The organism is Streptomyces sp. NPDC052299 (genome assembly GCF_040679335.1).
GTDB lineage: Bacteria > Actinomycetota > Actinomycetes > Streptomycetales > Streptomycetaceae > Streptomyces.
Map to the genome: position 1 here is coordinate 46,855 of NZ_JBFAUP010000011.1, position 22,590 is coordinate 69,444.

Genomic DNA, 22,590 nt, shown 5'->3' on the forward strand with positions numbered 1-22,590 from the left:
CGCCGCGCTTCACGCGAGTGTGCAGTTCAGAGCCGCCCTCCCGCAGTCCCGAAGGACGTACTGTCATGGCCGCAACCCCGGAATCGCCTGCGCCCGCCGCGCCCCGCCGCAAGGTGGGCCGCCACCGCGGCGAAGGCCAGTGGGCCCTGGGGCACTACACCCCGCTCAACGGCAATGAGCAGTTCAAGAAGGACGACGACAGTCTCAACGTGCGGACGCGCATTGAGACGATCTACTCCAAGCGCGGATTCGACTCGATCGACCCCAACGACCTGCGGGGACGCATGCGTTGGTGGGGGCTCTACACCCAGCGCAAGGCCGGCATCGACGGCGGCAAGACCGCGGTGCTGGAGCCGGAGGAGCTGGAGGACAAGTACTTCATGATGCGGGTCCGCATCGACGGCGGGAAGCTGACGACCCAGCAGCTGCGCGTCATCGGCGAGATCTCGCAGGAGTACGCACGGGGCAGCGCGGACATCACCGACCGGCAGAACGTCCAGATGCACTGGATCCGCATCGAGGACGTCCCGGCGATCTGGCAGAAGCTGGAGGCCGTCGGGCTCTCCACCACCGAGGCGTGCGGCGACTGCCCCCGTACGATGATCGGTTCCCCGGTGGCGGGCATCGCGGCCGACGAGATCATCGACGGCACGCCGGCGCTGGAGGAGATCCACGCCCGGTACATCGGCAGCCCCGAATTCTCCAACCTGCCGCGCAAGTTCAAGACCGCGATCTCCGGGTCCCCGGTCCAGGACGTCGTCCACGAGATCAACGACATCGCGTTCGTGGGCGTCGAGCACCCCGAGCACGGACCGGGCTTCGACCTCTGGGTCGGCGGCGGGCTGTCCACCAACCCCCGGCTCGCCGAACGCCTCGGCGCCTGGGTGCCGCTGGACGAGGTCGCGGACGTCTGGGCCGGAGTGGTGGGCATCTTCCGGGACTACGGCTACCGCCGGCTGCGCAACCGGGCCCGGCTGAAGTTCCTGGTCGCCGACTGGGGCGTCGCCAAGTTCCGCCAGGTCCTGGAGGACGAGTACCTGAAGCGCCCGCTGCTCGACGGCCCCGCGCCGGCGGAGCCCAGCAGCCGGTGGCGCGACCACATCGGCGTCCACCAGCAGCAGGACGGCCGCTTCTACGTCGGCTTCGCCCCCCGGGTCGGCCGGGTCGACGGCTCGACCCTCGCCAAGATCGCCGAGCTGGCCGAGGAGCACGGCTCCGGCCGGGTCCGGACCACCGTCGAGCAGAAGATGATCATCCTCGACGTCGAGCAGGACCGCGTCGAGTCGCTGTCCGCCGGTCTGGAATCGCTCGGCTTCCAGGTGAAGCCGTCCACCTTCCGGCGCGGCACGATGGCCTGCACCGGCATCGAGTACTGCAAGCTCGCGATCGTGGAGACGAAGGCGCGCGGCGCCTCCCTCATCGAGGAACTGGAGCGCAGGCTCCCCGACTTCGACGAGCCCCTGACCATCAACATCAACGGCTGCCCCAACGCCTGCGCCCGCATCCAGACCGCGGACATCGGCCTCAAGGGCCAGCTCGTCCTGGACGAGAACGGCGACCAGGTGGAGGGCTACCAGGTCCACCTGGGCGGCGCCCTCGGCCTGGACGCCGGCTTCGGCCGCAAGGTGCGCGGACTGAAGGTCACCTCGGCGGAGCTGCCGGACTACGTCGAGCGGGTGCTCGGCCGCTTCCAGGAGGAGCGCGAGGACGGCGAACGCTTCGCCACCTGGGCGGCCCGCGCCAGTGCGGAGTCCCTGTCATGAGCGAGCGCGCCGCCCCGTTCCACTGCCCGTACTGCGGGGACGAGGACCTGCGCCCGCACGAGGCCGGGCACGGGGCGTGGGAATGCGCCTCCTGCAATCGTGCGTTCCAGCTGAAGTTCCTGGGCCTGCTGAGCCGGGGACTGACGCCCAACAACGTTGGAGGGGACGGGATATGACGGTCGCTCAGAACATCGACACGCTCACCGACGAGGAGCTGAGGGCGCTCGCCGAGCGGGCCGGCCGCGAGCTGGAGGACGCCTCCGCGCTCGACGTCCTGAAGTGGGCCGCCGACACCTTCGGCCCCCGGTTCTGCGTCACCTCCTCGATGGAGGACGCGGTCGTGGCCCATCTCGCCTCCCGGGTGATGCCCGGCGTCGACGTGGTGTTCCTCGACACCGGCTACCACTTCGAGGAGACCATCGGGACCCGGGACGCGGTGGACGCCGTGATGGACGTCAACGTCATCACGCTGACCCCGCGCCGGACGGTCGCCGAGCAGGACGCCGAGTACGGCCCGAAGCTGCACGACCGCGACCCCGACCTCTGCTGCAAACTGCGCAAGGTCAAGCCCCTGGAAGAGGGGCTGACCGCGTACGCCGCCTGGGCGACCGGGCTGCGCCGCGACGAGTCCCCGACCCGGGCGAACACCCCGGTCGTCGGCTGGGACGAGAAGCGCCGGAAGGTGAAGGTCTCGCCGATCGCCCGCTGGACCCAGGACGACGTGGACGCCTACGTCGCCGAGCACGGCGTGCTCACCAACCCGCTGCTGATGGACGGTTACGCCTCCGTGGGCTGCGCGCCCTGCACCCGCCGGGTGCTGGAGGGCGAGGACGCGCGGGCCGGCCGCTGGGCCGGGCGCGGCAAGACCGAGTGCGGGCTGCACGGCTGATGACGACTGATCAGGAGAATTCGATGAGCGTGACGGAGACGGGGGCCACCGTCTGGCTGACCGGTCTGCCGAGCGCCGGCAAGACCACCATCGCCTATGAACTCGCCGGGCGGCTGCGCGCCGAGGGCCACCGCGTGGAGGTGCTCGACGGCGACGAGATCCGCGAGTTCCTCTCGGCGGGCCTCGGCTTCTCCCGGGAGGACCGGCACACCAACGTGCAGCGCATCGGCTTCGTCGCCGAGCTGCTGGCGGCGAACGGCGTCAAGGTGCTGGTCCCGGTCATCGCCCCGTACGCGGACAGCAGGGACGCCGTCCGCAAGCGGCACCAGGCCGAGGGCACCGCGTATCTGGAGGTGCACGTCGCCACTCCGGTCGAGGTGTGCTCGGAGCGCGATGTGAAGGGGCTTTACGCCAAGCAGGCGGCGGGCGAGATCAGCGGGCTCACCGGGGTGGACGACCCCTACGAGGCGCCCGAGTCACCCGATCTGCGGATCGAGTCGCACCGCCAGACCGTGCAGGAGTCCGCGGCGGAGCTGTACGCGCTGCTGAGCGAGAGGGGTGCGGCGTGACGACCGTCGCGACTGTGCAAGAGGGCACCGACAATCCGTACGCGCTGAGCCACCTGGACTCGCTGGAGTCCGAGGCGGTGCACATCTTCCGCGAGGTGGCGGGCGAGTTCGAGCGGCCGGTGATCCTGTTCTCGGGCGGCAAGGACTCGATCCTGATGCTCCACCTGGCGCTCAAGGCGTTCGCGCCCGCGCCGGTGCCGTTCGCCCTGCTGCACGTGGACACCGGGCACAACTTCCCCGAGGTGCTGGCCTACCGCGACCGCGTGGTCGCCGAACACGGGCTGCGGCTGCACGTCGCCTCCGTGCAGGAGTACATCGACGCCGGCAAGCTCCGCGAGCGCCCCGACGGCACCCGCAACCCGCTCCAGACCGTGCCGCTGACCGAGGCCATCCAGCAGCACCGCTTCGACGCGGTGTTCGGCGGCGGCCGGCGCGACGAGGAGAAGGCGCGCGCCAAGGAGCGGGTCTTCTCGCTGCGCGACGAGTTCTCCCAGTGGGACCCGCGCCGCCAGCGCCCCGAGCTGTGGCAGCTGTACAACGGCCGGCACGCGCCCGGCGAGCACGTCCGGGTCTTCCCGATCTCCAACTGGACCGAGCTGGACGTCTGGCAGTACATCGAGCGCGAGGGGATCGAGCTGCCGGAGATCTACTTCGCCCACGAGCGCGAGGTGTTCAACCGCAACGGCATGTGGCTGACCGCGGGGCACTGGGGCGGGCCCAAGGAGCACGAGGTCACCGAGACCCGTCTCGTGCGCTACCGCACGGTCGGCGACATGTCCTGCACGGGGGCCGTCGACTCCGACGCCACCACGCTGGACGCCGTGATCACCGAGATCGCCGCCTCCCGGCTCACCGAGCGGGGCGCGACCCGCGCCGACGACAAGTTGTCCGAGGCCGCGATGGAAGACCGCAAGCGCGAAGGGTACTTCTAAATGACCACCACAGCTGAGCAGTTGAGCGCCACCACCCTGCTGCGCTTCGCCACCGCCGGGTCCGTCGACGACGGCAAGTCCACCCTCGTCGGGCGCCTGCTGCACGACTCCAAGTCGGTCCTCACCGACCAGCTGGAGGCCGTCGAGCACGCCTCGCGCAACCGCGGTCAGGAGGCGCCCGACTTGGCACTGCTGACCGACGGCCTGCGCGCCGAGCGCGAGCAGGGCATCACCATCGACGTCGCCTACCGCTACTTCGCCACGCCCCGGCGCCGGTTCATCCTGGGCGACACCCCGGGCCATGTGCAGTACACCCGCAACATGGTCACCGGCGCGTCCACCGCCGAGCTGGCCGTGGTCCTGGTCGACGCCCGTAACGGGGTGGTCGAGCAGACCCGCCGGCACGCCGCCGTCGCCGCCCTGCTGCGCGTCCCGCACGTGGTGCTGGCGGTCAACAAGATGGACCTGGTGGACTACGCGGAGCCGGTGTTCGCCGCGATAGCCGAGGAGTTCACCGCGTACGCGGCGTCCCTCGGGGTCCCCGAGATCACCGCGATCCCGATCTCCGCGCTGGCCGGCGACAACGTCGTGGAGCCGTCCGCCCACATGGACTGGTACGGCGGCCCGACGGTCCTGGAGCACCTGGAGACGGTCCCGGTCAGCCACGACCTGACCGGCTGCCACGCCCGCTTCCCGGTCCAGTACGTCATCCGGCCGCAGACCGCGGAGCACCCCGACTACCGGGGCTACGCGGGCCAGATCGCCGCCGGGGTGTTCCGGGTCGGCGAGTCCGTGACCGTGCTGCCCTCGGGCCGCACCTCCACGATCGAGGGCATCGACCTGCTCGGCGACTCCGTGGACATCGCCTGGGCGCCCCAGTCGGTGACGCTGCGCCTGGCGGACGACATCGACGTCTCGCGCGGCGACCTCATCGCCCCGGTGGGCGACGCGCCGGCCGTCACCCAGGACGTCGAGGCGACCGTCTGCCACGTCGCGGACGAACCGCTCACCGTGGGCCGGCGGGTGCTGCTGAAGCACACCACGCGCACGGTCAAGGCCATCGTCAAGGACATCCCCTCGCGGCTGACCCTGGACGACCTCTCGCAGCACCCGGCCCCCGGCAAGCTGGTCGCCAACGACATCGGCCGGGTCGTCGTCCGGACCGCCGAGCCGCTGGCGCTCGACGCGTACGCCGACTCGCGCCGCACGGGTTCCTTCCTGCTGATCGACCCGGCGGACGGCACCACCCTCTCGGCGGGCATGGCGGGCGCCTCGTTCGCCGCCGCCGAGGAGCAGCCGGCCGCGGACGACGACGCGGAGTGGGACTTCTGATGGGCATCGACGTCTTCTCGACCTTCGCGAAGGAGGGCGGCCGCGTCGGCAGCGGCGCGCTGGGCAGCGGCCAGGGCGGAGTCGGGCGATGTGCGCGATGACGTACGCGCACTGCCTGCGCGCCCGGCAGCACCAACAGCTCCGCACGCACCGCCAGTTCAGACGAAGACCTGCCGACTTCCCGGCCGCGCCCCCGCACGTACGAGGGGCGTGAGCACCGGGCCTCCGAGAGGAAGACCTCCCGTGCCTGCCCCCCGTACCACGTTGCGCCGCAGCATCGCCGCCGTCGCCGCCCTGCCCCTGCTGGCCGTGGCCCTGACCGCCTGCGGCTACGGTTCCGAATCGACGGACGACGATGCCAGGAAGGCCGACGTGGCCGGCGGCAAGAAGCTCTCCGTCGACACCGTGCGCATCGGGTACTTCCCGAACCTCACGCACGCCACCGCGCTCGTGGGTGACCAGGAGGGCCTGTTCCAGAAGGAGCTGGGCGGCACCCAGCTCAAGACGGCCACCTTCAACGCGGGCCCGTCCGAGATCGAGGCGCTGAACGCCAACTCGATCGACATCGGCTTCATCGGCCCCTCGCCTTCCATCAACGGCTACACCAAGTCCAAGGGCCAGAACCTGCGGATCATCGGCGGTTCGGCGTCCGGCGGCGTCAAGCTCGTCGTGAACCCGAAGAAGATCAAGACCCTGGACGACGTCAAGGGCAAGAAGATCGCCACCCCGCAGCTCGGCAACACCCAGGACGTGGCGTTCCTCAACTGGATATCCGAGAAGGGCTGGAAGGTCGACGCCCAGAGCGGCAAGGGCGACGTCTCCGTCGTCCGTACGGACAACAAGGTGACGCCGGACGCCTACCGCTCCGGTGCCATCGACGGTGCCTGGGTGCCCGAGCCGACCGCCTCCAAGCTGGTCGCCGAGGGCGCGAAGGAACTGCTGGACGAGTCGACGCTGTGGCCGGACGACAAGTTCGTGATCACCAACATCATCGTGTCGCAGAAGTTCCTCGAGGAGCACCCGGACGTGGTCGAGGCCGTGCTGCGCGGCTCGGTGAAGACCAATGCCTGGATCAACGCCAATCCGGACAAGGCGAAGGCCTCCGCGAACGCCGCGCTGAAGAAGCTCACCGGCAAGGAGCTGCCGGCCGAGGTGATCGACCCCGCCTGGAAGTCGATCCAGATCACCGACGACCCGCTGGCCGCGACGCTCGACGCGCAGGCCCAGCACGCGGTCAAGGCCGGTCTGCTGGAGAAGCCCGACCTCAAGGGCATCTACGACCTGAAGCCGCTCAACAAGATCCTCAAGGCCGCGGGCCAGCCCAAGGCCGACGACGCCGGACTCGGCGTCAAGTAACCAGCCGCCCGAAGACTCCCAGGAGGTGACGATCATGGCGAACACCCTCACCAAGGCCGAGGACCGCGTCCAGGTCGGGCACGCCGCCCGCATCGCGCACGTCTCGAAGTCCTTCGCCGGGCCCGCGGGAACGCAGCTGGTCCTGGACGACATCAGTCTGGACGTCGCCCCGGGCGAGTTCGTCACCCTCCTGGGAGCGTCCGGGTGCGGCAAGTCGACCCTGCTCAATCTGGTGGCCGGGCTCGACCGGCCGACCGGGGGCAGCATCAAGACCCCCGGCGGCCGGCCCGCGCTGATGTTCCAGGAGCACGCCCTGTTCCCGTGGCTGACCGCGGGCAAGAACATCGAACTGGCCCTGCGCCTGCGCGGGGTGCCGAAGTCGCAGCGCCGCGGCGAGGCGGAGCGGCTGCTGGAGCTGGTCCGGCTCGGCGGGGCGTACGGGAAGCGGGTGCACGAGCTGTCCGGCGGCATGCGGCAGCGCGTGGCGATGGCCCGCGCGCTCGCCCAGGACAGCCAACTCCTGCTGATGGACGAGCCGTTCGCCGCGCTCGACGCCATCACCCGCGATGTGCTGCACGACGAGCTGACCCGGATCTGGCGCGAGACGAACGTCTCGGTCCTCTTCGTCACACACAACGTGCGCGAGGCCGTCCGCCTCGCCGAGCGCGTGGTGCTGCTCTCGTCCCGCCCCGGCCGGATCGCCCGTGAGTGGACGGTCGACATCGAGCAGCCCCGCCGCATCGAGGACACCGCCGTCGCGGAACTGTCCGTCGAGATCACCGAACAACTGCGTGGGGAGATCCGCCGTCATGGCCAGCACTGACATCAAGCCGGACGAGGCGGGGTCCGGCGGGAGCGGGAAGCCGGACGACCTGGCCGGTCTCGAAGCCGGTCTGGACGCCCTGGACGCGGTGCAGGTGCAGCGCACCCCGGTGCGCGAGGTCCTGCTGCGCAAGGTCCTGCCCCCGCTCGTCGCGGTGGCCCTGGTCCTGGTCGTCTGGCAGCTCCTCGTCTGGGGCGAGGTGACCGAGGACTACAAGCTGCCGTCGCCGTCCGACGTCTGGGACAGCGCCCGGGACATGTGGTTGCAGGGCACGCTGCTGGAGGTGGTGTGGACCAGCATCTCGCGCGGTCTGCTCGGCTTCCTGCTGTCGGTGGCGATCGGTACGCCGCTGGGGCTGCTGGTGGCCCGGGTGAAGTTCGTCCGGGCCGCGATCGGCCCGATCCTGTCCGGGCTCCAGTCACTGCCTTCGGTGGCCTGGGTGGCGCCGGCGGTGATCTGGCTCGGGCTGAACGACTCGATGATGTACGCGGTCATCCTGCTCGGCGCGGTCCCCTCGATCGCCAACGGGCTCGTCTCGGGCGTCGACCAGGTGCCCCCGCTCTTCCTGCGGGCCGGCCGCACCCTGGGCGCGACCGGGCTGCGCGGCACCTGGCTGATCGTGATGCCGGCCGCCCTGCCGGGCTATCTGGCGGGCCTCAAGCAGGGCTGGGCGTTCTCCTGGCGTTCGCTGATGGCCGCCGAGATCATCGCCTCCTCCCCCGATCTCGGCCTCGGGCTCGGGCAGTTGCTGGAGAACGGGCGCAACAACGCGGACATGCCGGGCATCTTCCTCGCCATCATCCTGATCCTGTTCGTCGGCATCGCCATCGACCTGCTCATCTTCAGCCCGCTGGAGCGGTGGGTGCTGCGCAGCCGCGGCCTCCTCGTCAAGAACTGAGCGCGCCATGTCCTCTCCGGTCCTCCTCGTCATCGCCCACGGCAGCCGCGATCCGCGGCACGCCGCGACCGTGCACGCGCTGACCGCGCGGGTACGGGCGCTGCGCCCCGGGCTGCGCGTCGAGACGGGGTTCCTGGACTTCAACGCGCCCTCGGTGCCGAGGCTCCTGGAGCGGCTGGCCGCCGAGGGGGCGCACGAGGTGGTGGCGCTTCCGCTGCTCCTCACCCGGGCGTTCCACGCCAAGTCGGACATCCCGGCGGTGCTGCGCGAGGCCCGCGCGGCACTGCCCCGGCTGCGGGTCCGGCAGGCCGAGGTGCTCGGCCCGTCGCCGCTGCTGAACGCCGCGCTGGAACGGCGGCTGTACGAGGCCGGGGTGCGCCCCGGCGACCGTGGCTCGACCGGGCTCGTCCTGGCCTCGGCGGGCTCATCAGACCCGGAGGCGATCGCAGTGATCGCTGAAATCGCGCGGGAGCTGCGGCACACCGGTTGGTGTTCCGTGCGGCCTGCGTTCGCCTCCGCATCCCTTCCCCGCACCGAGGACGCGGTACGCGCCCTGCGGGCCGAGGGCGTCCGCCGGGTGGCCGTCGCCCCGTACGTGATCGCGCCCGGCCGCCTGCCGGACCGCATCGCGGCGGGGGCGGCCGGGTCCGGCGCGGACGTGCTGGCCGGGGTGCTGGGACCGGCCCCGGAGCTGGCCCGGCTGCTGCTGGACCGTTACGACGAGGCGAACGCGGCCGCGGCGCGGCCGGTCGCGGTCAGCGCTTAGGGCCTGTCCGGGCAGCGCGGCCGGCCCGGGCTCAGCCGACGTCGATGCCGCCCGTCCGGGTGCGCTTGAGCTCGAAGAAGTCGGGGTGGCCCGCGAGCACCCGGAAGCTGTCGAAGAGCCGGGCCGCCTCCTCGCCGCGCGGGATGGCCCGCAGCACCGGCCCGAACCACGCCGTCCCGTCGACGTGGAGGGTGGGGGTGCCGACGTAGCCGCCCGCCTCCGGGTCCTGCCCGGCCTCGTGGCTGCGCCGTAGGGCCTCGTCGTACGCCTCGTCGTGCGCGGCCTCCGCGAGGTGCGCGGGCAGTCCGAGCTCGGCGAGGGACTCGGCGACGACCTGGTCGAAGTCCTCGTTCTTCTGCTGGTGGATGCGGCTGCCGAAAGCGGTGTAGAGGTCGCGCAGGATCTCCTCGCCGCGCTCCCCGGCCGCGGCGGCGGCGACCCGGACGGGGCCGAGCGAACGGTCGACCAGATCGCGGTACCAGTCGGGGAGTTCGTTGCCGATGTTGTGCAGGTACAGGCTCATGACGTGGAAGCGGAGCTCGATGTCGCGGTGCTGCTCCACCTCCAGCAGCCAGCGGGAGGTGATCCAGGCGAACGGGCAGGCCGGGTCGAAGTAGAGGTCGACTACGGGCCTGCCCGGTTCCGGGGCGGGGTGAGTGGTCATGGGGCGAGCCTAGCCAGCCGGTGGCACAGTCCCCCGGGCCATTCGGACCCCGCCTGCCTGGGCCATTTTCAGCTCGCGCTCCCCTGCGGATCGCGTCCGCTCAGCGCGAGGGCGCGGGTGAAGCCGGTGGCGCCGGGGGCGTCGACCTCCTCGGTGAACCCCTCGTACTGGCGGTACAGCGCGGCGGTCTTCTCGACGGTGGCCAGGACGTACGCGGCGGCCCCGGCGGAGATCCGGAACTCCTGGCCGGTGGCGCGGGCCACGTCCCAGCCGTGCAGCGCGATCTCCTCGACGAGCATCGCGGCGGTGTCGGCGGCCGGGGACGCGGAGTCGCCCTCGCCGATGGTGCCCTCCCAGACGGCGGGGTCGGACCAGGCGGCGACGGCCCGGTCGAGCTGAGCGGCGTACCGCTCGGCCCAGTCGGTGTCGGCGGTGAAGTCGCGGGCGATCAGCTCCTCGGGGAGTTCGGTGCGCCGGGCTCGGTGTTCCATGCCGTGCGAGGTGTAGAGGACCCAGTGGTTGACGAGGGTGCGCAGGTCCCAGTCCGCGCAGGGGGTGACGGTGGCGTCCAGCTGTGCTGCGGTGACGCCCCGGGCCACGCGGGCGGCCTCGGCGGCGCATTCGGTCATGTGGGCGTGCTCGTTCTTCATGGACCCCAAGCTAGGCGGGCGGGAGCGGGGGGTCTTGAAGAAAGGCGACAGGTGCCGGGCGCGGCGGGTGTACGGGCCACGGATAGGCTTTCCGGTGCGCGGAAGAGCGCTCGCGCCCGTACGAAGGAGCAGCCGCACGTGACCACCACCGCCCCCCTGTCCCCGTCCGTCGTCACGGCTCCGGTCCCGGTCATCCGGGCCGACGAGGTCTCGCTCGTACGCGACGGAAACGTCCTGCTCGACGCGGTCTCGCTCACCGTGCGCGGCGGGGAGCACTGGGCGCTGCTCGGGGCGAACGGGGCGGGCAAGAGCACCCTGCTCGGCCTGCTCGGGGCGGTGACGCATCCGACGCGGGGTTCGGTCGAGGTGCTGGGCCGCACGCTGGGGCGGGTGGATCTGCGAGAGCTGCGGACGCTCCTGGGCCATGTCAATCCGCGTCATCCGCTGCGTTCCCCGCTGACGGTGAACGAGGTGGTGCTGACCGGTCTGACGAACTCGGTCGAGCCGGTGCCGCGCTGGTCGCCGGGTCCGGGGCAGCGGGAGCGTGCGGAGCGGCTGCTGACGATGCTCGGGATGGGCGGCAAGACGGAGTCGCGCTGGCCGGCCCTGTCGCAGGGCGAGCGCGGCCGTACGCTGATCGCCCGCGCCCTGATGCCGCAGCCCCGGCTGCTGCTCCTGGACGAGCCGGCGACCGGGCTCGACCTGGCCGCCCGGGAACAGCTGCTGGACAGCCTGGACGCGTTGCGCGAGGAGCACCCGGAGCTGGCGACCGTGCTGGTCACCCATCATCTGGAGGAGCTGCCCGCCTCCACCACGCACGCGATGCTGCTGCGCGGCGGGCGGTGCCTGGCTTCGGGCGGCGCGGACGAGGTGCTGACCACGGACCTGGTCAGCGCGTGCTTCGGCCACCCGGTGCGGATCAGCCGGACGGACGGCCGGTGGGCGGCCCGGGCGCGGCGGGCGCCCCGGAGCTGACCTCGGAGGGCGCGGCGTCGGAGGGCGTGGCCTCGAAGGGTGTGGCCTGGTGGTAGTAGAGGAGCCAGCCGGCCCGGGTGAGCCGCCAGAGCGAACTGCGGTGGGCGCGCCGGTTCCTGGCCTCGGTGTCGAAGGTGACGTGGACGAGCTCGTCGGCGAGGTGGATGCCGTTCATCCGGGAGGCGGTGAGCCGCCCCGGCCCCGGGGCCACGCCCGAGACGAGCAGGTCGATGATGGTGTCCCGGTCCCAGTGGCGGCCCGTGCTGTCCACCTCGCGGTAGTCGGGGTGCAGCACCTGGTCCAGGAGAGCGGCGGAGGCCCGGACCCGGGGGTCCAGGAGCCGGAGCTCGCCCTCGATGGCCGCGGCCACACCCGGTGCCGGTCCGGTCATGCCCGCCTCCCGCCCGCGTCGGTCGTCATGCGGCAAGCGTAGGACGGCGGACGCGGACCGGGCGGCCGCCGCGCCCCGTGGGGGAGAGCGCGGTGACCGCCCGGCGGGGTGGGGCCGTTACTCGACGATCTTCAGCAGCTTGTTCGCCGTGCCGTCGGTGGCGTTGCTGATGGCGTCCGGGGTGGCCCCTTCGGTCAGGGCCGTGGCGACCTCGTCCGGGGTGGCGTCCGGGTGCCCGGCCAGGTAGACGGCGGCGGCGCCGACGACGTGCGGGGTGGCCATCGACGTACCGGAGATGGTGTTGGAGCCGGTGTCGCTGTCGTTCCAGGACGAGGTGATGTCGGAGCCCGGGGCGTAGATGTCCACGACCGAGCCGTAGTTGGAGAACGACGACTGCTCGTCGTCCACCGTGGACGAGGCGACGGTGATGGCCTCGGGGACGCGGGACGGGGAGCCCTCGCCCGCGTCGCTCGACTCGTTGCCGGCGGCGACCGCGAAGGTGACGCCGGACGCGATGGCCTTCTGGACGGCCGCGTCGAGCGCTTCGTCCGCGCCGCCGCCCAGGCTCATGTTGGCGACGGACGGGCCCTCGTGGTGCTCGGTGACCCAGTCGATGCCGGCGACGACCTGCTCGGTGGTGCCGGAGCCGGAGTCGTCCAGGACGCGGACGGCGACGATCTTCGCCTTCTTGGCGACGCCGTAGGTCGCCCCGGCTATGGTGCCGGCGACGTGGGTGCCGTGGCCGTTGCCGTCGTCGGCGCTGTCGTCGTTGTCGACGGCGTCGAAGCCGGAGCTGGCGCGGCCCTCGAACTCCTCGTGGGTGGTGCGGACTCCGGTGTCGATGACGTACGCGGTGACGCCTTCGCCGGCGCTGTCCGGGTAGGTGTACGCGTTGTCGCCCGCGGTCTCCGTCTGGTCGATGCGGTCCAGGCCCCAGGACGGCGGGTTGTCCTGGGTGGCGTCGATGTGGAACTTCTTGTTCTGGACGACCTTCGAGACGGCCGGGTCGGCGGCGAGCCGCTTGGCCTCGGTCTCCGAAAGGCCGCTGGCCGAGAAGCCGTTGATGGCGGAGCTGTAGTTGCGCTTCAGCTTTCCGCCGTACTCCTTGGCGAGCTCGGCCTTGTCCGCCTTCTGGTCCAGCATCACGATGTAGCTGCCGGCGACCGCGGTCGCCGCGTCGGCGCCGTAGACCTTGCCCATGGCCGGAGCGGGTGTGGCTCCGGCGAACGGGGTGCCCAGCAGGGTGACGCCGGCGGCGGCCGCGACCGCGGTGATGGAGGCGGTCAGCTTGAACCGGCGTGCGCGCTTGTGAATGGCCATGAAGAGGGGTCTCCTCGTCATTCTTTGTGGGGGGATTGACCTCCGGCCGGAAGATCTCCGGGGGTTGGCTCGAAACCCTGGCCGATTGACGCGCGCAGATCAAGACCTCGCTACAGCTCCGACGCACTCGCCAACTTTTCGTCACAGGACGGTCGCAGGAGCCCCGCGATACGACGATCACCTTTACGTGTAAGGGGCTTCGATCCTCCTTCTCGGGGGCACGCCCCGTCCCCAGGGCGGAGAGGGGCCGCCCCCACCTCGCCGGAGAGCATGACGAACTCGCTTTATGCCGCCCCTACCTTCGAATCGGGAGGCGACGGCGGTGGGCCGGTGCCGTTCACGAGGGGGCAGGCCCGTCATGGGTAATGCGGATACGACGCGGACGCGAGGGCCGCGGGTGCGGGGCGTCGCGGCCCGGGCGGGCGGCTGGAGCGCGCGGCACCGCTGGGCGGCGGTGACGATCTGGGTGCTGTTCGTCGTCCTGGCCATGGGGCTCGGCTCCGCGGCCGGCCGGGTCGACGTCAAGGAGAGCGACCAGATGTCCGGCGAGGTGGGCCGGGCCGTGCAGATCATCGAGGACGCGGGGCTCAAGGACCCGGCCGGTGAGACCGTGCTCATCCAGTCGGAGGGCGAGAACGGGGCGGTGGCCGGGTCGGCCGAGTTCCGGGCGGCCGTCAAGGACGTCATCCGGGCCGTGCAGGACACCGGTGAGGTCACCGCCGTCACCTCGCCGTACACCACCAAGACGATCTCGGCCGACGGGCACAGCGCGCTCGTGCAGTTCGAGATGAGGGGCGACCCCGAGACGGCGAGCGAGCGCGTCGCGCCCGTGCTGAAGGCCGTCGAGAAGGTGGACGGCGCGCACGACGGGCTGCTGATCGAGGAGATCGGCGGCGCCAGCATGGGCAAGACGTTCGACGACGCCTTCGGGAGCGACTTCCAGCGCGCCGAGTTCTCCGCCGTGCCGGTCGCGCTCGGCATTCTGCTGATCGCCTTCGGCGCACTGGTCGCCGCGCTGCTCCCGGTCGCCCTCGCCCTCACCGCGATCATGGCGACGATGGGCCTGATGGGTGTGGTGAGCCACTTCCAGCCGATGAGCGACACCGCCAACTCGGTGATGCTGCTGGTGGGTCTGGCCGTCGGCGTCGACTACTGCCTGTTCTATCTGCGCCGGGAGCGCGAGGAGCGTGCCAAGGGCCGGGACGCCCGGACCGCGCTGATGATCGCCGCCGCGACCAGCGGACGCGCCATCGTCGTCTCCGGCGTGACGGTCTGCGTCGCGATGGCGGGCATGCTCTTCACCGGCATCGCGGAGTTCGAGGCGATGGGTCTCGCCTCGCTGATGGTCGTCGCCGTCGCCATGGTCGGCTCGGTCACCGTGCTGCCCGCGCTCCTCTCGCTGCTCGGCGAGCGGGTGGAGAAGGGCCGGGTGCCGTTCCTGAACCGCCTGAAGCGCTCGGAGCGGGGCGGCGCCGACGCCGAGAGCCGCGTCTGGCGCGCGGTGCTCACCGCGGTGCTGCGCCGCCCGTGGACCGCGCTGGTCGTCGCCGCCGGGGCGCTCGCCGCGATCGCCCTGCCCGCGCTCGGCATGCACACCCAGAACCTCACGCTGGACCAGGAGTTCGGCGACTCGCTGCCGATCGTGCGGACCTACGAGCGGCTGAACGCGGCGTTCCCCGGGGGCGCCGACCCGGCGCAGGTCGTGGTGAAGGCCGATGACATCGGAGCGGCGCCGGTGCGCCAGGCGCTGGAGGAGTTCCGCAGGCAGGCCGTCGCCTCCGGGGCCTCGAAGGGCCCGGTGGACATCGTGACGCACGACGCGGAGAACGTCGCGGTCATCGACGTACCGCTGGTGGGCGGTTCGGACCAGAAGAAGGCCGAGAAGAGCCTGGACCTGCTGCGGGACACCGTGCGTCCGGCGACCCTCGGCAAGGTCGAGGGGGTCGAGGCGCCGGTCACCGGGCAGGTCGCCGGGTCGAAGGACTTCAACGACCAGATCGTCGGCTCGGTCGTGCCGGTCTTCGCCTTCGTGGTCGTCTTCGCCTTCCTGCTGATGCTGCTCTGCTTCCGCTCGCTGACCGTGGCGATCACCTCGATCGTCCTCAACCTGCTCTCGGTGGGCGCCGCGTACGGCATCCTGACGGCGGTCTTCCAGCACGGCTGGGGAGCCTCGCTGGTGGGCGCGGAGGGCGTCGGCGCGATCATCTCCTGGCTGCCGCTGTTCCTCTTCGTGATCCTCTTCGGGCTCTCGATGGACTACCACGTGTTCGTGGTCTCCCGGATTCGTGAGGCCCGCCTGCAGGGCCGCAACACCCGGGACGCCATCGCCCACGGCGTGGTCACCACGGCCGGGGTGGTCACCAGCGCCGCCGTGATCATGGTCGCCGTGTTCGCGATCTTCGGGACGCTGTCGATGCAGTCCATGAAGCAGATGGGGGTCGGCCTGGCGGCGGCCGTGCTGATCGACGCGACGATCATCCGCGGGGTGCTGCTCCCGGCCGCGATGGCCCTGCTGGGCGAGCGCAATTGGTACTTCCCGAAGTGGCTGCGGTGGCTGCCGGACATGACGCACGACGAGTCGTACGACGACGAGCCGGACGTGTCCGCACCGGCGCGCGGCGGCGAGGAGCCGGAGCGGGTCGGCGTCTGACCCCGCCGTACGTGTGCCCTCCGCCCGGACCGCCGGGCGGGGGGCACACGCCGTTTCAGCGCTGGTAGCGGGCCAGGACGCGGTTGCCGTCGGTCACCAGGCGCTTCTTCAGCTCGGCCGCGTCGATCGCCCCGCTGTAGTACTCCTGGAGCGCGGGCGTCGCCACCTTGTCCTTCCACTCGGGGTAGCCGCGCACCGACTGGGCCGGGGCGGACCGCAGCGAGGCGGCGAGCGCGGCGCCGGTCGCCCAGCCCCGGTCCGCGGTGTGCAGGGAGGGGTCGGCCAGCGCCTCGGTGCCGGTGGGCAGCATCCAGTCCCCCTTGGCGAGGCGCACCATGTTGGCGGGGCGCAGCAGGAAGTCGATGAACTCCACGGCCTCCTTCTTGTGCGGGCTGTCCTCGGCGACGGACAGGGTCTGCGGGCTCACCCCCTGGGCCAGGCCGTCGCGGCCGGCCGGGGCGGGCAGCACCGTCCACTCGAAGCCCTTCGGCGCCTGCTCCACGATCTGCTGGCGGTACGAGAACCCGAGCGGCACCATCGCGTACTTGCCGCCGAAGAAGCCGGGCAGGGTGTCCCCGCCGCCCATGCCGAGCGCGGTGCGGGCGGCGCTGTGGTCCGTGTTGACCTGGTCGTGGATGGTGCCCGGGACGACCTGGTCGCCCTCCCCCATCGCGACGGTCACCTTGCCGTCGGCACCCCGGTGGAAGAGCTCGCCGCCCGCCGAGAGGCCGAGGTTGAGGGTGACGGAGACCGGCTCCTTGAGCGGCCAGGCGACCCCGTAACGGCCCTCGCCGGTCAGCTCCCGGGTCACCTGCCGGAACTCCGCCCAGCTCCACGGCTTCCCGGGCGTGGGGATGCGGACTCCGGACGCCTCGAGGATCTTGGTGTTGGCGATCAGGACGCGGGGCTCCTGGAGGAAGGGCACGCCGTAGATGCCGCCGTCGAAGGTGGCCGTCTCCCAGCTGTTGCGCGGGATGCCCTCGGTCAGGGCGTCCGGGAGGAGGGGGCGGAGGTCGGCGAGATAGCCCCCGTACGCGAAGTCGGCGAGGTCGTCCGATGCGTCGTGGATGATGTCGGGCGCCTCGCCGCCCTCGAAGGAGGTGAGGAGCTGGTCGTGGACGCTGTCCCAGCTGCCCTGGACGTATTCGACGCGGACGTCGGGGTGGGCGGCGTTCCACTCCTTCACCAGCCGCTTGTTGATGTCGACGGACTCCTTCTGCCAGGCCAGCGACTGGAAGCGGAGGGTGATCTTCCCGTCCGACTCGCCGTCATCGCCCCCACCGCAGCCGGTGAGCAGCAGGGCGAGCGCGGTGGCCGCCGCGGCTGCCGTACGCACCAGCGCGCGCATCAGTTCTTCACCGCCCCGGCCAGCATGCCGCCGGTGATCCGCCGCTGGATCACCGCGAACAGGACGAGCGAGGGGAGGGTGGCGAGGAACGCGGCGGCGGCGAGCGGCCCGAGGTCGCTGGCGCCCTCGGCGCCGAGGAAGTGGGTCAGTACGACGGGCAACGTCTGCTTCTCCGGGGTCTTGAGGAGGACGAGCGCGAAGAAGAACTCGTTCCACGCGGTGATGAACGCGAAGAGGGCCGTGGCGACGATCCCCGGGGCCAGCAGCGGGGCGGTGACCGAGACCAGCGTGCGCAGCCGTCCCGCCCCGTCGACCGCCGCCGCCTCCTCCAGCTCGCGCGGCACGGCCCGTACGTAGCCGACGAGCATCCAGAGCGCGAAGGGCAGCGCCCACACCACGTAGACCAGGATCAGGCCCCAGAGGGTGTTGATCAGGTGCAGGTTCTTCAGGACCAGGAAGAGCGGGATGATCAGCAGGACGAAGGGGAACGCCTGGCTGACCACGACCCAGCCGGTGGCGGCCGTGGTGAGGCGGGTGCGGTGGCGGGCCATCACATAGGCCATCGGGGTCGCGATCAGGACCGCGATCAGCCCGGCCGAGAGCGCGGCCGTCAGCGAGTTGGCGGTGGCCCGCAGCAGCGGCTGCTCGTCGAACGCCTGCCGGAAGTTGTCCAGCGTCGGGTGCTGCGGAATCCAGGTCGGATGCAGGGAGCCGAGCTCGGGGGCGGGCTTGAAGGCGGTGGAGATCAGCCAAAGGAACGGGAACGCCAGGAAGACCAGGTAGCACAGCAGTGCCACGTACTGCCCGGCGCGCACGGACCGCTTGGTGCGCATGCTCATCGGTCGTCGCCTCCCCTGAGCCGCCCGGCGAGATACACGGCGAGGATCACGGAGATCACGGCGACCATGACGCAGCCCATGGCGGCGGCATAGCCGAACTGGCCGTAGCGGAAGGCCTCCTCGTACGCGAAGAGCATCGGCAGCCGGGTGCGGCCGCCGGGGCCGCCGTTGGTCAGGACGTAGACCAGGGCGAAGGAGTTGAAGTTCCAGATGAAGTTGAGCGCGGTGATGGAGAGTGCGACCGGTCTGATGGCGGGCCAGGTCACCGTGCGGAACCGGCGCCAGGCGCCCGCCCCGTCCAGCGCGGCGGCCTCGTGGAGTTCGTGCGGGGTGTTCTGGAGTCCGGCCAGCAGCGCGACCGTGGTCTGCGGCATGCCGGACCAGACGCCGACGACGATCACGGCGGGCAGCGCGGTCGCGAGCCCGGTGAGCCAGTCCCGGCCGTCCCCGAGCCCGAGGTCGCGGATGGTCTCGTTGAGGATGCCGGCGTCCGGGTTGTAGACGAGGCGCCACATGATGCCGACGACGACCTCGGGCATCGCCCACGGGATGATCGCCAGCGCCCGGGCCAGCCAGCGCATCCGCAGGTTCTCGTTGAGCAGCAGGGCGAGGCCCAGGGCCAGCACGAACTGCGGGACGGTGACGCCGACCGCCCACACCAGCCCGATCCGGAACGACTCCCAGAACAGCCCGTCGTGCAGGAGGTCCCGGAAGTTCAGGGTGCCGATCCACTGCGTGGCGCGGGTGCGGCCGGACTGGGCGTCGGTGAAGGCCAGCGCGATGCCGTAGAGCAGCGGGCCGACGCTCAGGACCAGGATCGGGATGAGGGCGGGCAACACCAGGAACCAGGTCCCGGCGCCTCGGTCGAGCCGCCCGTCGGTGCGCTTGCCGGGCGGCCCGTGGCGCCCGGTCCGTACGGTTGCACTCGCCAATGTCATGCGTAGGGCCTTTCGTTTGGGTCAGGCCGGATCAGGGAGCGGGCTCTGGTGCCGTGCATCGCAAGGCGGAGGATTGAGACAACGCGGAGCGTTGGTGATTGACGACAACGCCGCGAGGTGCGGTGCCAGAGCCCGCGAGCCCGGCATGATCCAAACGAAAGGCCCTGGGCCCCCTTTGCGTCGTTCGATCGGCTTCTTGCCGTTCTGGCCGCTCAGGTGGCCTCCGTCATCGTGCTGACGGGTCGCCGGTTCGTCAAGGCAACCTGCACGGATGCGAAAATCGGACCATGAACGAGATGGAAGCGCGCGAGGTGCTGGCCGCCGCCGGATTCCCCGGGGGTGCGGAGCTGCTGGCGCTCGGCGAGAACGCGGTGTTCACGGCCGACGGCCTCGTGATCAAGGTCGGCCGGGACGCGGTGCACCACCCCGAGCTGCTGGAACGCGCCGAGCGCGAGGTGGCCGTCGCCCGGTGGCTCGCGGCGTCCGGCGTTCCGGCCGTGCGGGCCGCCGAGGACGGCGCCCGGCTGGTCGGGGGTCATCCGGTGACCGTGTGGCACCGGCTGCCCGATGCGGTGCGGCCCGCCGAGCCGCGCGATCTGGCCCCGTTGCTGACCGCCGTCCACGCGCTGCCCGTGCCCGAGGACTTCGCGCTGCCGCGCCGGGAACTGCTGGGCGGCGTCGAGCGGTGGCTGCGGCTGGCGGGCGACGCGATCGATCCGGCCGACGCGGCGTATCTCCGCGAGCGGCGCGACGGGTTCGCGGCGGCGGCCGCGGCGCTGGTCCCGCATCTGCCGCCGGGGCCGATCCACGGGGACGCGCTGGCGCGCAACGTCCACGTCGGGGCGGACGGGCCGGTCCTGGTGGACCTGGAGACCTTCTCCGCCGATCTGCGCGAACACGACCTGGTGGTCCTCGCGCTGTCCCGCGACCGGTACGGGCTGGCGGCCGACGCGTACGACGCGTTCACCGGGGCGTACGGGTGGGACGTGCGGGAGTGGGACGGGTGCGGGGTGCTGCGGGGGGCGCGGGAGACGGCGAGCTGTGCGTGGGTGGCGCAGCACGCGCCTTCGAACGATGCCGCTCTGGCGGAGTTCCGCCGCCGCGTGGCGTCCCTGCGGAACGGTGACCCTTCGGTGCGGTGGTATCCGTTCTGAGTCGGCTCGGGTGTCCGGCGCGCCGGTCCAGCGCTTTGTCCTCAATCGCCGGACGGGCTTGATTTTGCCGCCGTCCGTGTTCTTCCGCAGCCGGAATCCGGGCGTAACTCAAGCCCGTCCGGCGATTGAGGACAACGCGGGTCAGGCCGTCGTGCGCACCGGCTTTCGCACGGGCCACTGGCCGTCCACCACCGCGTCGGGGGTGCCCTTGCGGCGGAGGAAGTTCTGGAAGTCCGCCGCCCACTCCGCGTGCCACGTGATCTGGCGGTCGTGCAGCGCGGGCGCCGGGAGTTCGGCCACGGCGCGGTGGCGGGCGGCTATCGCGTACGCCACGCGGACCGCGGCCAGGGCGTCGGCCGCCGCGTCGTGGGCGCCGCCGTGCACCACGCCGTACTCGACGCAGACCGCCTCCAGATTCCGCTTGCCCTTGCGGTACCGGTCGACAGCCCGGTCGATGGTGTACGGGTCGATGACGGGGCCGACGGGCGCGCCGCCCAGCCGGTCGGCGAGCGGGGGCAGCCCGTGCCGCCGCAACTCGGCGGTGAGCAGCGTCAGGTCGAACGCGGCGTTGTACGCGACGACCGGGACGCCCCGGCGCCAGTAGCCGACGAGCGTGTCGGCGATCTCGTCGGCCACCTCGCGCGCGGGGCGGCCCTCCGCCGCCGCACGCTCACTGCTGATGCCGTGGATCGCGGACGCCTGGGCCGGGATGAGGATGCCCGGGTCGGCCAGCCAGGTGTGCCGGGCCACCGGCTCACCGTCCCGGTCGTCCACCGCGATGACTGCGGCGGTCACGATCCGGGCCTCCAGCGGGTCGGTCCCCGTCGTCTCCAGATCGAAGCCGACCAGCGCGTGCCGGTGCCAGCTCATCCCGTACCTCCTTCATGTGCTCCCCCGGATGACGACCACCCTCGCACGGGCCACTGACAACGCCGCTCAGGAGACCGGCCGGGAGTCCGTCCACACCGACTCGAACTCCTCGCGGTACGTCTCGAACAGCCCGTGCTCGTACCCCTGCCCCGCCCGGACCACCGCACGCCCGCCGCCGCGCAGCACCAGCACCGGCGCCTCCATGCCGCGCGCCCGGCGCAGATAGGTCTGGACGACCCCGACCGCGTCGGCCCCGTCGCCGTCCACCAGATAGGCCGTGAAGCGCGGGGTCTCGTCGAAGACGTGGATCTGGAAGGCGTCCGGGTCGCGGAGCTTGGCGCGCACCCGGCGGGTGTGCAGGATGTTCATCTCCACGGACCGGCTCAGCTCGCCCTTCTTCAGGCCGAGCTCCCGTTCGCGGCGCTTGACGGCGCTGCTGGCCGGGTTGATGAAGAGCAGCCGGATGCGGCAGCCCGACTCGGCGAGCCGGATGAGGCGGCGTCCGGAGAAGTTCTGCACCAGCAGGTTGAGCCCGATGCCGATCGCGTCGAGCCTGCGGGCGCCGCCGAACAGGTCCTCCGCGGGCAGTTGCCGCTGGAGGCGCACCCGGTCGGAGTGGACGGAGACCACGTCCGCGTACCGGTCGCCGACCAGTTCCTCGACCGCGTCGACCGGGAGCCGGTCCGCGGAGGGCACCCCCGCGCCGCTGCCCAGCATCTCCAGGAGCCGGGCGGAGGCCCGCTCGGCCTGGGCGAGCACCGCCTCGTTGAGCGCGCGGTTGCGGGAGACGACGTTGCGGGCGACCTCCAGCTCGTCGAGCGCCAGTTCGACGTCACGGCGGTCGTCGAAGTACGGCTCGAAGCACGGCCAGTGCTGCACCATCAGCTCACGGAGCTGGGGCAGCGTGAGGAAGCTGAGGACGTTGTCGTCGGCCGGGTCGAGCAGATAGCCCTTGCGGCGGGAGACCTCGCGCACGGCGACCGCGCGCTGCACCCACTCCTGTCCGGCGGGCCCGGCGGCGGCCACCACCCAGTCCTCGCCGTGCACGGGCTCGTAGATCGGCCGGAGCACCGCCGCGACGACGGCACGGAGCCGCTGTTCGACGAGATTCAGCCAGATATAGGCGCGCCCGGCCCGCTGGGCGCGCGTGCGCACCTCGCTCCAGGCGTCGGCGCCCCAGTCCAGCTCCGCACCGATCTCCAGGGGCTGCGCCAGCGATACCGCCCCGGGCGGGACCTCGGCCACGTCCCCCTCGTGACCCGCGTCACCCGGGGGCAGCTCGAACCCTCCCGAGCTCACCCACGCACCGCCTTCCACTCCCCCACCAACGATCAAGGAAGGGTACTCCGGGAGCGGGAGCCGGTGCAGCCGGATGCGCAGGCTCCTTTACCAACTCCCCATGGAATCAAACCTGTTCCGGTCGGCCGTTCCGACGGGAGTGAGCGGATTCATAGGGATTAAAC

The 22,590-nt window shown here is 71.7% G+C and carries 22 protein-coding genes; 13 read left to right on the forward strand and 9 right to left on the reverse strand.

Annotated features, from left to right (window positions below; all coding sequences use genetic code 11):
* Positions 1-65 precede the first annotated feature (65 nt).
* From AB0L33_RS19980 to AB0L33_RS20025, 10 genes are all read left to right on the forward strand, one after another.
* Positions 66-1,763: a nitrite/sulfite reductase gene (locus AB0L33_RS19980; protein ID WP_365683156.1), complete on the forward strand. Its 1,698-nt coding sequence runs from the start codon at positions 66-68 to the stop codon at positions 1,761-1,763.
* Positions 1,760-1,939 (forward strand): hypothetical protein, encoded by a 180-nt coding sequence (locus AB0L33_RS19985; protein ID WP_073966074.1) that lies wholly within the window; start codon positions 1,760-1,762, stop codon positions 1,937-1,939. The genes AB0L33_RS19980 and AB0L33_RS19985 overlap by 4 nt, the downstream gene beginning before the upstream one ends.
* On the forward strand, positions 1,936-2,652 hold the full coding sequence (locus AB0L33_RS19990) for a phosphoadenylyl-sulfate reductase (protein WP_365683158.1): 717 nt from the start codon (positions 1,936-1,938) through the stop codon (positions 2,650-2,652). The genes AB0L33_RS19985 and AB0L33_RS19990 overlap by 4 nt, the downstream gene beginning before the upstream one ends.
* The gene (gene cysC / locus AB0L33_RS19995; RefSeq protein WP_365683160.1) at positions 2,652-3,221 is read left to right on the forward strand and encodes an adenylyl-sulfate kinase; all 570 of its coding nucleotides are present in this window, start codon (positions 2,652-2,654) and stop codon (positions 3,219-3,221) included. Before AB0L33_RS19990 ends, cysC begins: the two co-directional genes overlap by 1 nt.
* Positions 3,218-4,153, forward strand: coding sequence for a sulfate adenylyltransferase subunit CysD (cysD, locus tag AB0L33_RS20000; protein ID WP_365683162.1), 936 nt, complete (start codon positions 3,218-3,220; stop codon positions 4,151-4,153). Before cysC ends, cysD begins: the two co-directional genes overlap by 4 nt.
* Positions 4,154-5,485, forward strand: a complete 1,332-nt coding sequence (locus AB0L33_RS20005) for a GTP-binding protein (RefSeq protein ID WP_365683164.1) — start codon at positions 4,154-4,156, stop codon at positions 5,483-5,485.
* A 243-nt stretch (positions 5,486-5,728) separates the two neighbouring features.
* Positions 5,729-6,841 carry an aliphatic sulfonate ABC transporter substrate-binding protein gene (locus AB0L33_RS20010; protein ID WP_365683166.1) on the forward strand — a complete coding sequence of 371 codons (1,113 nt, stop codon included), beginning with the start codon at positions 5,729-5,731 and terminating at the stop codon, positions 6,839-6,841.
* A gap of 34 nt (positions 6,842-6,875) precedes the next feature.
* Positions 6,876-7,664, forward strand: coding sequence for an ABC transporter ATP-binding protein (locus AB0L33_RS20015; protein WP_365683168.1), 789 nt, complete (start codon positions 6,876-6,878; stop codon positions 7,662-7,664).
* Positions 7,651-8,562, forward strand: coding sequence for an ABC transporter permease (locus AB0L33_RS20020; protein ID WP_365683170.1), 912 nt, complete (start codon positions 7,651-7,653; stop codon positions 8,560-8,562). Before AB0L33_RS20015 ends, AB0L33_RS20020 begins: the two co-directional genes overlap by 14 nt.
* A gap of 7 nt (positions 8,563-8,569) precedes the next feature.
* Positions 8,570-9,328, forward strand: coding sequence for a sirohydrochlorin chelatase (locus AB0L33_RS20025; protein WP_365683172.1), 759 nt, complete (start codon positions 8,570-8,572; stop codon positions 9,326-9,328).
* A 31-nt stretch (positions 9,329-9,359) separates the two neighbouring features.
* Here the strand turns inward: AB0L33_RS20025 and AB0L33_RS20030 are convergent, their stop codons facing one another.
* Both AB0L33_RS20030 and AB0L33_RS20035 read right to left on the reverse strand, forming a co-directional pair.
* Positions 9,360-9,992 carry a DsbA family protein gene (locus AB0L33_RS20030; protein ID WP_365683174.1) on the reverse strand — a complete coding sequence of 211 codons (633 nt, stop codon included), beginning with the start codon at positions 9,990-9,992 and terminating at the stop codon, positions 9,360-9,362.
* Positions 9,993-10,060: 68 nt separating this feature from the next.
* On the reverse strand, positions 10,061-10,642 hold the full coding sequence (locus AB0L33_RS20035) for a TIGR03086 family metal-binding protein (RefSeq protein ID WP_365683176.1): 582 nt from the start codon (positions 10,640-10,642) through the stop codon (positions 10,061-10,063).
* A gap of 138 nt (positions 10,643-10,780) precedes the next feature.
* On the opposite strand from AB0L33_RS20035, the gene AB0L33_RS20040 reads away from it, so the two are divergent.
* Positions 10,781-11,617 carry an ATP-binding cassette domain-containing protein gene (locus AB0L33_RS20040; protein ID WP_365683178.1) on the forward strand — a complete coding sequence of 279 codons (837 nt, stop codon included), beginning with the start codon at positions 10,781-10,783 and terminating at the stop codon, positions 11,615-11,617.
* On the opposite strand, the gene AB0L33_RS20045 is transcribed toward AB0L33_RS20040, so the two are convergent.
* Together AB0L33_RS20045 and AB0L33_RS20050 are read right to left on the reverse strand one after the other, a co-directional pair.
* A complete protein-coding gene (locus AB0L33_RS20045) occupies positions 11,562-12,008 on the reverse strand; it encodes a nuclear transport factor 2 family protein (RefSeq protein WP_365683180.1) in 447 nt (148 codons plus the stop codon). The genes AB0L33_RS20040 and AB0L33_RS20045 overlap by 56 nt on opposite strands.
* Positions 12,009-12,125: 117 nt before the next feature.
* Complete coding sequence (locus AB0L33_RS20050) at positions 12,126-13,328, reverse strand: S8 family peptidase (RefSeq protein ID WP_365683182.1); 1,203 nt, start codon at positions 13,326-13,328, stop codon at positions 12,126-12,128.
* Between the two features lie 358 nt (positions 13,329-13,686).
* Between AB0L33_RS20050 and AB0L33_RS20055 the strand changes: the two genes are divergently transcribed.
* Entirely contained in the window at positions 13,687-15,978 is a 2,292-nt protein-coding gene (locus tag AB0L33_RS20055; protein ID WP_365683184.1) for an MMPL family transporter, read from the forward strand.
* A gap of 55 nt (positions 15,979-16,033) precedes the next feature.
* On the opposite strand, the gene AB0L33_RS20060 is transcribed toward AB0L33_RS20055, so the two are convergent.
* The 3 genes from AB0L33_RS20060 to AB0L33_RS20070 are packed head-to-tail and all read right to left on the reverse strand — an operon-like array spanning position 16,034 to position 19,103.
* Positions 16,034-17,326, reverse strand: a complete 1,293-nt coding sequence (locus AB0L33_RS20060) for a sugar ABC transporter substrate-binding protein (protein ID WP_365683186.1) — start codon at positions 17,324-17,326, stop codon at positions 16,034-16,036.
* Complete coding sequence (locus AB0L33_RS20065; protein WP_365683188.1) at positions 17,326-18,165, reverse strand: carbohydrate ABC transporter permease; 840 nt, start codon at positions 18,163-18,165, stop codon at positions 17,326-17,328. The genes AB0L33_RS20060 and AB0L33_RS20065 overlap by 1 nt, the downstream gene beginning before the upstream one ends.
* A complete protein-coding gene (locus tag AB0L33_RS20070) occupies positions 18,162-19,103 on the reverse strand; it encodes a sugar ABC transporter permease (protein WP_365683190.1) in 942 nt (313 codons plus the stop codon). The genes AB0L33_RS20065 and AB0L33_RS20070 overlap by 4 nt, the downstream gene beginning before the upstream one ends.
* 287 nt (positions 19,104-19,390) lie before the next feature.
* Here AB0L33_RS20070 and AB0L33_RS20075 point away from each other — a divergent pair, with 287 nt between their 5' ends.
* Positions 19,391-20,257, forward strand: coding sequence for an aminoglycoside phosphotransferase family protein (locus AB0L33_RS20075; RefSeq protein WP_365683192.1), 867 nt, complete (start codon positions 19,391-19,393; stop codon positions 20,255-20,257).
* Positions 20,258-20,398: 141 nt separating this feature from the next.
* Here the strand turns inward: AB0L33_RS20075 and AB0L33_RS20080 are convergent, their stop codons facing one another.
* Both AB0L33_RS20080 and AB0L33_RS20085 read right to left on the reverse strand, forming a co-directional pair.
* Positions 20,399-21,127 (reverse strand): 3'-5' exonuclease, encoded by a 729-nt coding sequence (locus tag AB0L33_RS20080; RefSeq protein ID WP_365683194.1) that lies wholly within the window; start codon positions 21,125-21,127, stop codon positions 20,399-20,401.
* 66 nt (positions 21,128-21,193) lie between these two features.
* Positions 21,194-22,426, reverse strand: a complete 1,233-nt coding sequence (locus tag AB0L33_RS20085; RefSeq protein ID WP_365683195.1) for an SAV2148 family HEPN domain-containing protein — start codon at positions 22,424-22,426, stop codon at positions 21,194-21,196.
* Positions 22,427-22,590 lie beyond the last annotated feature (164 nt).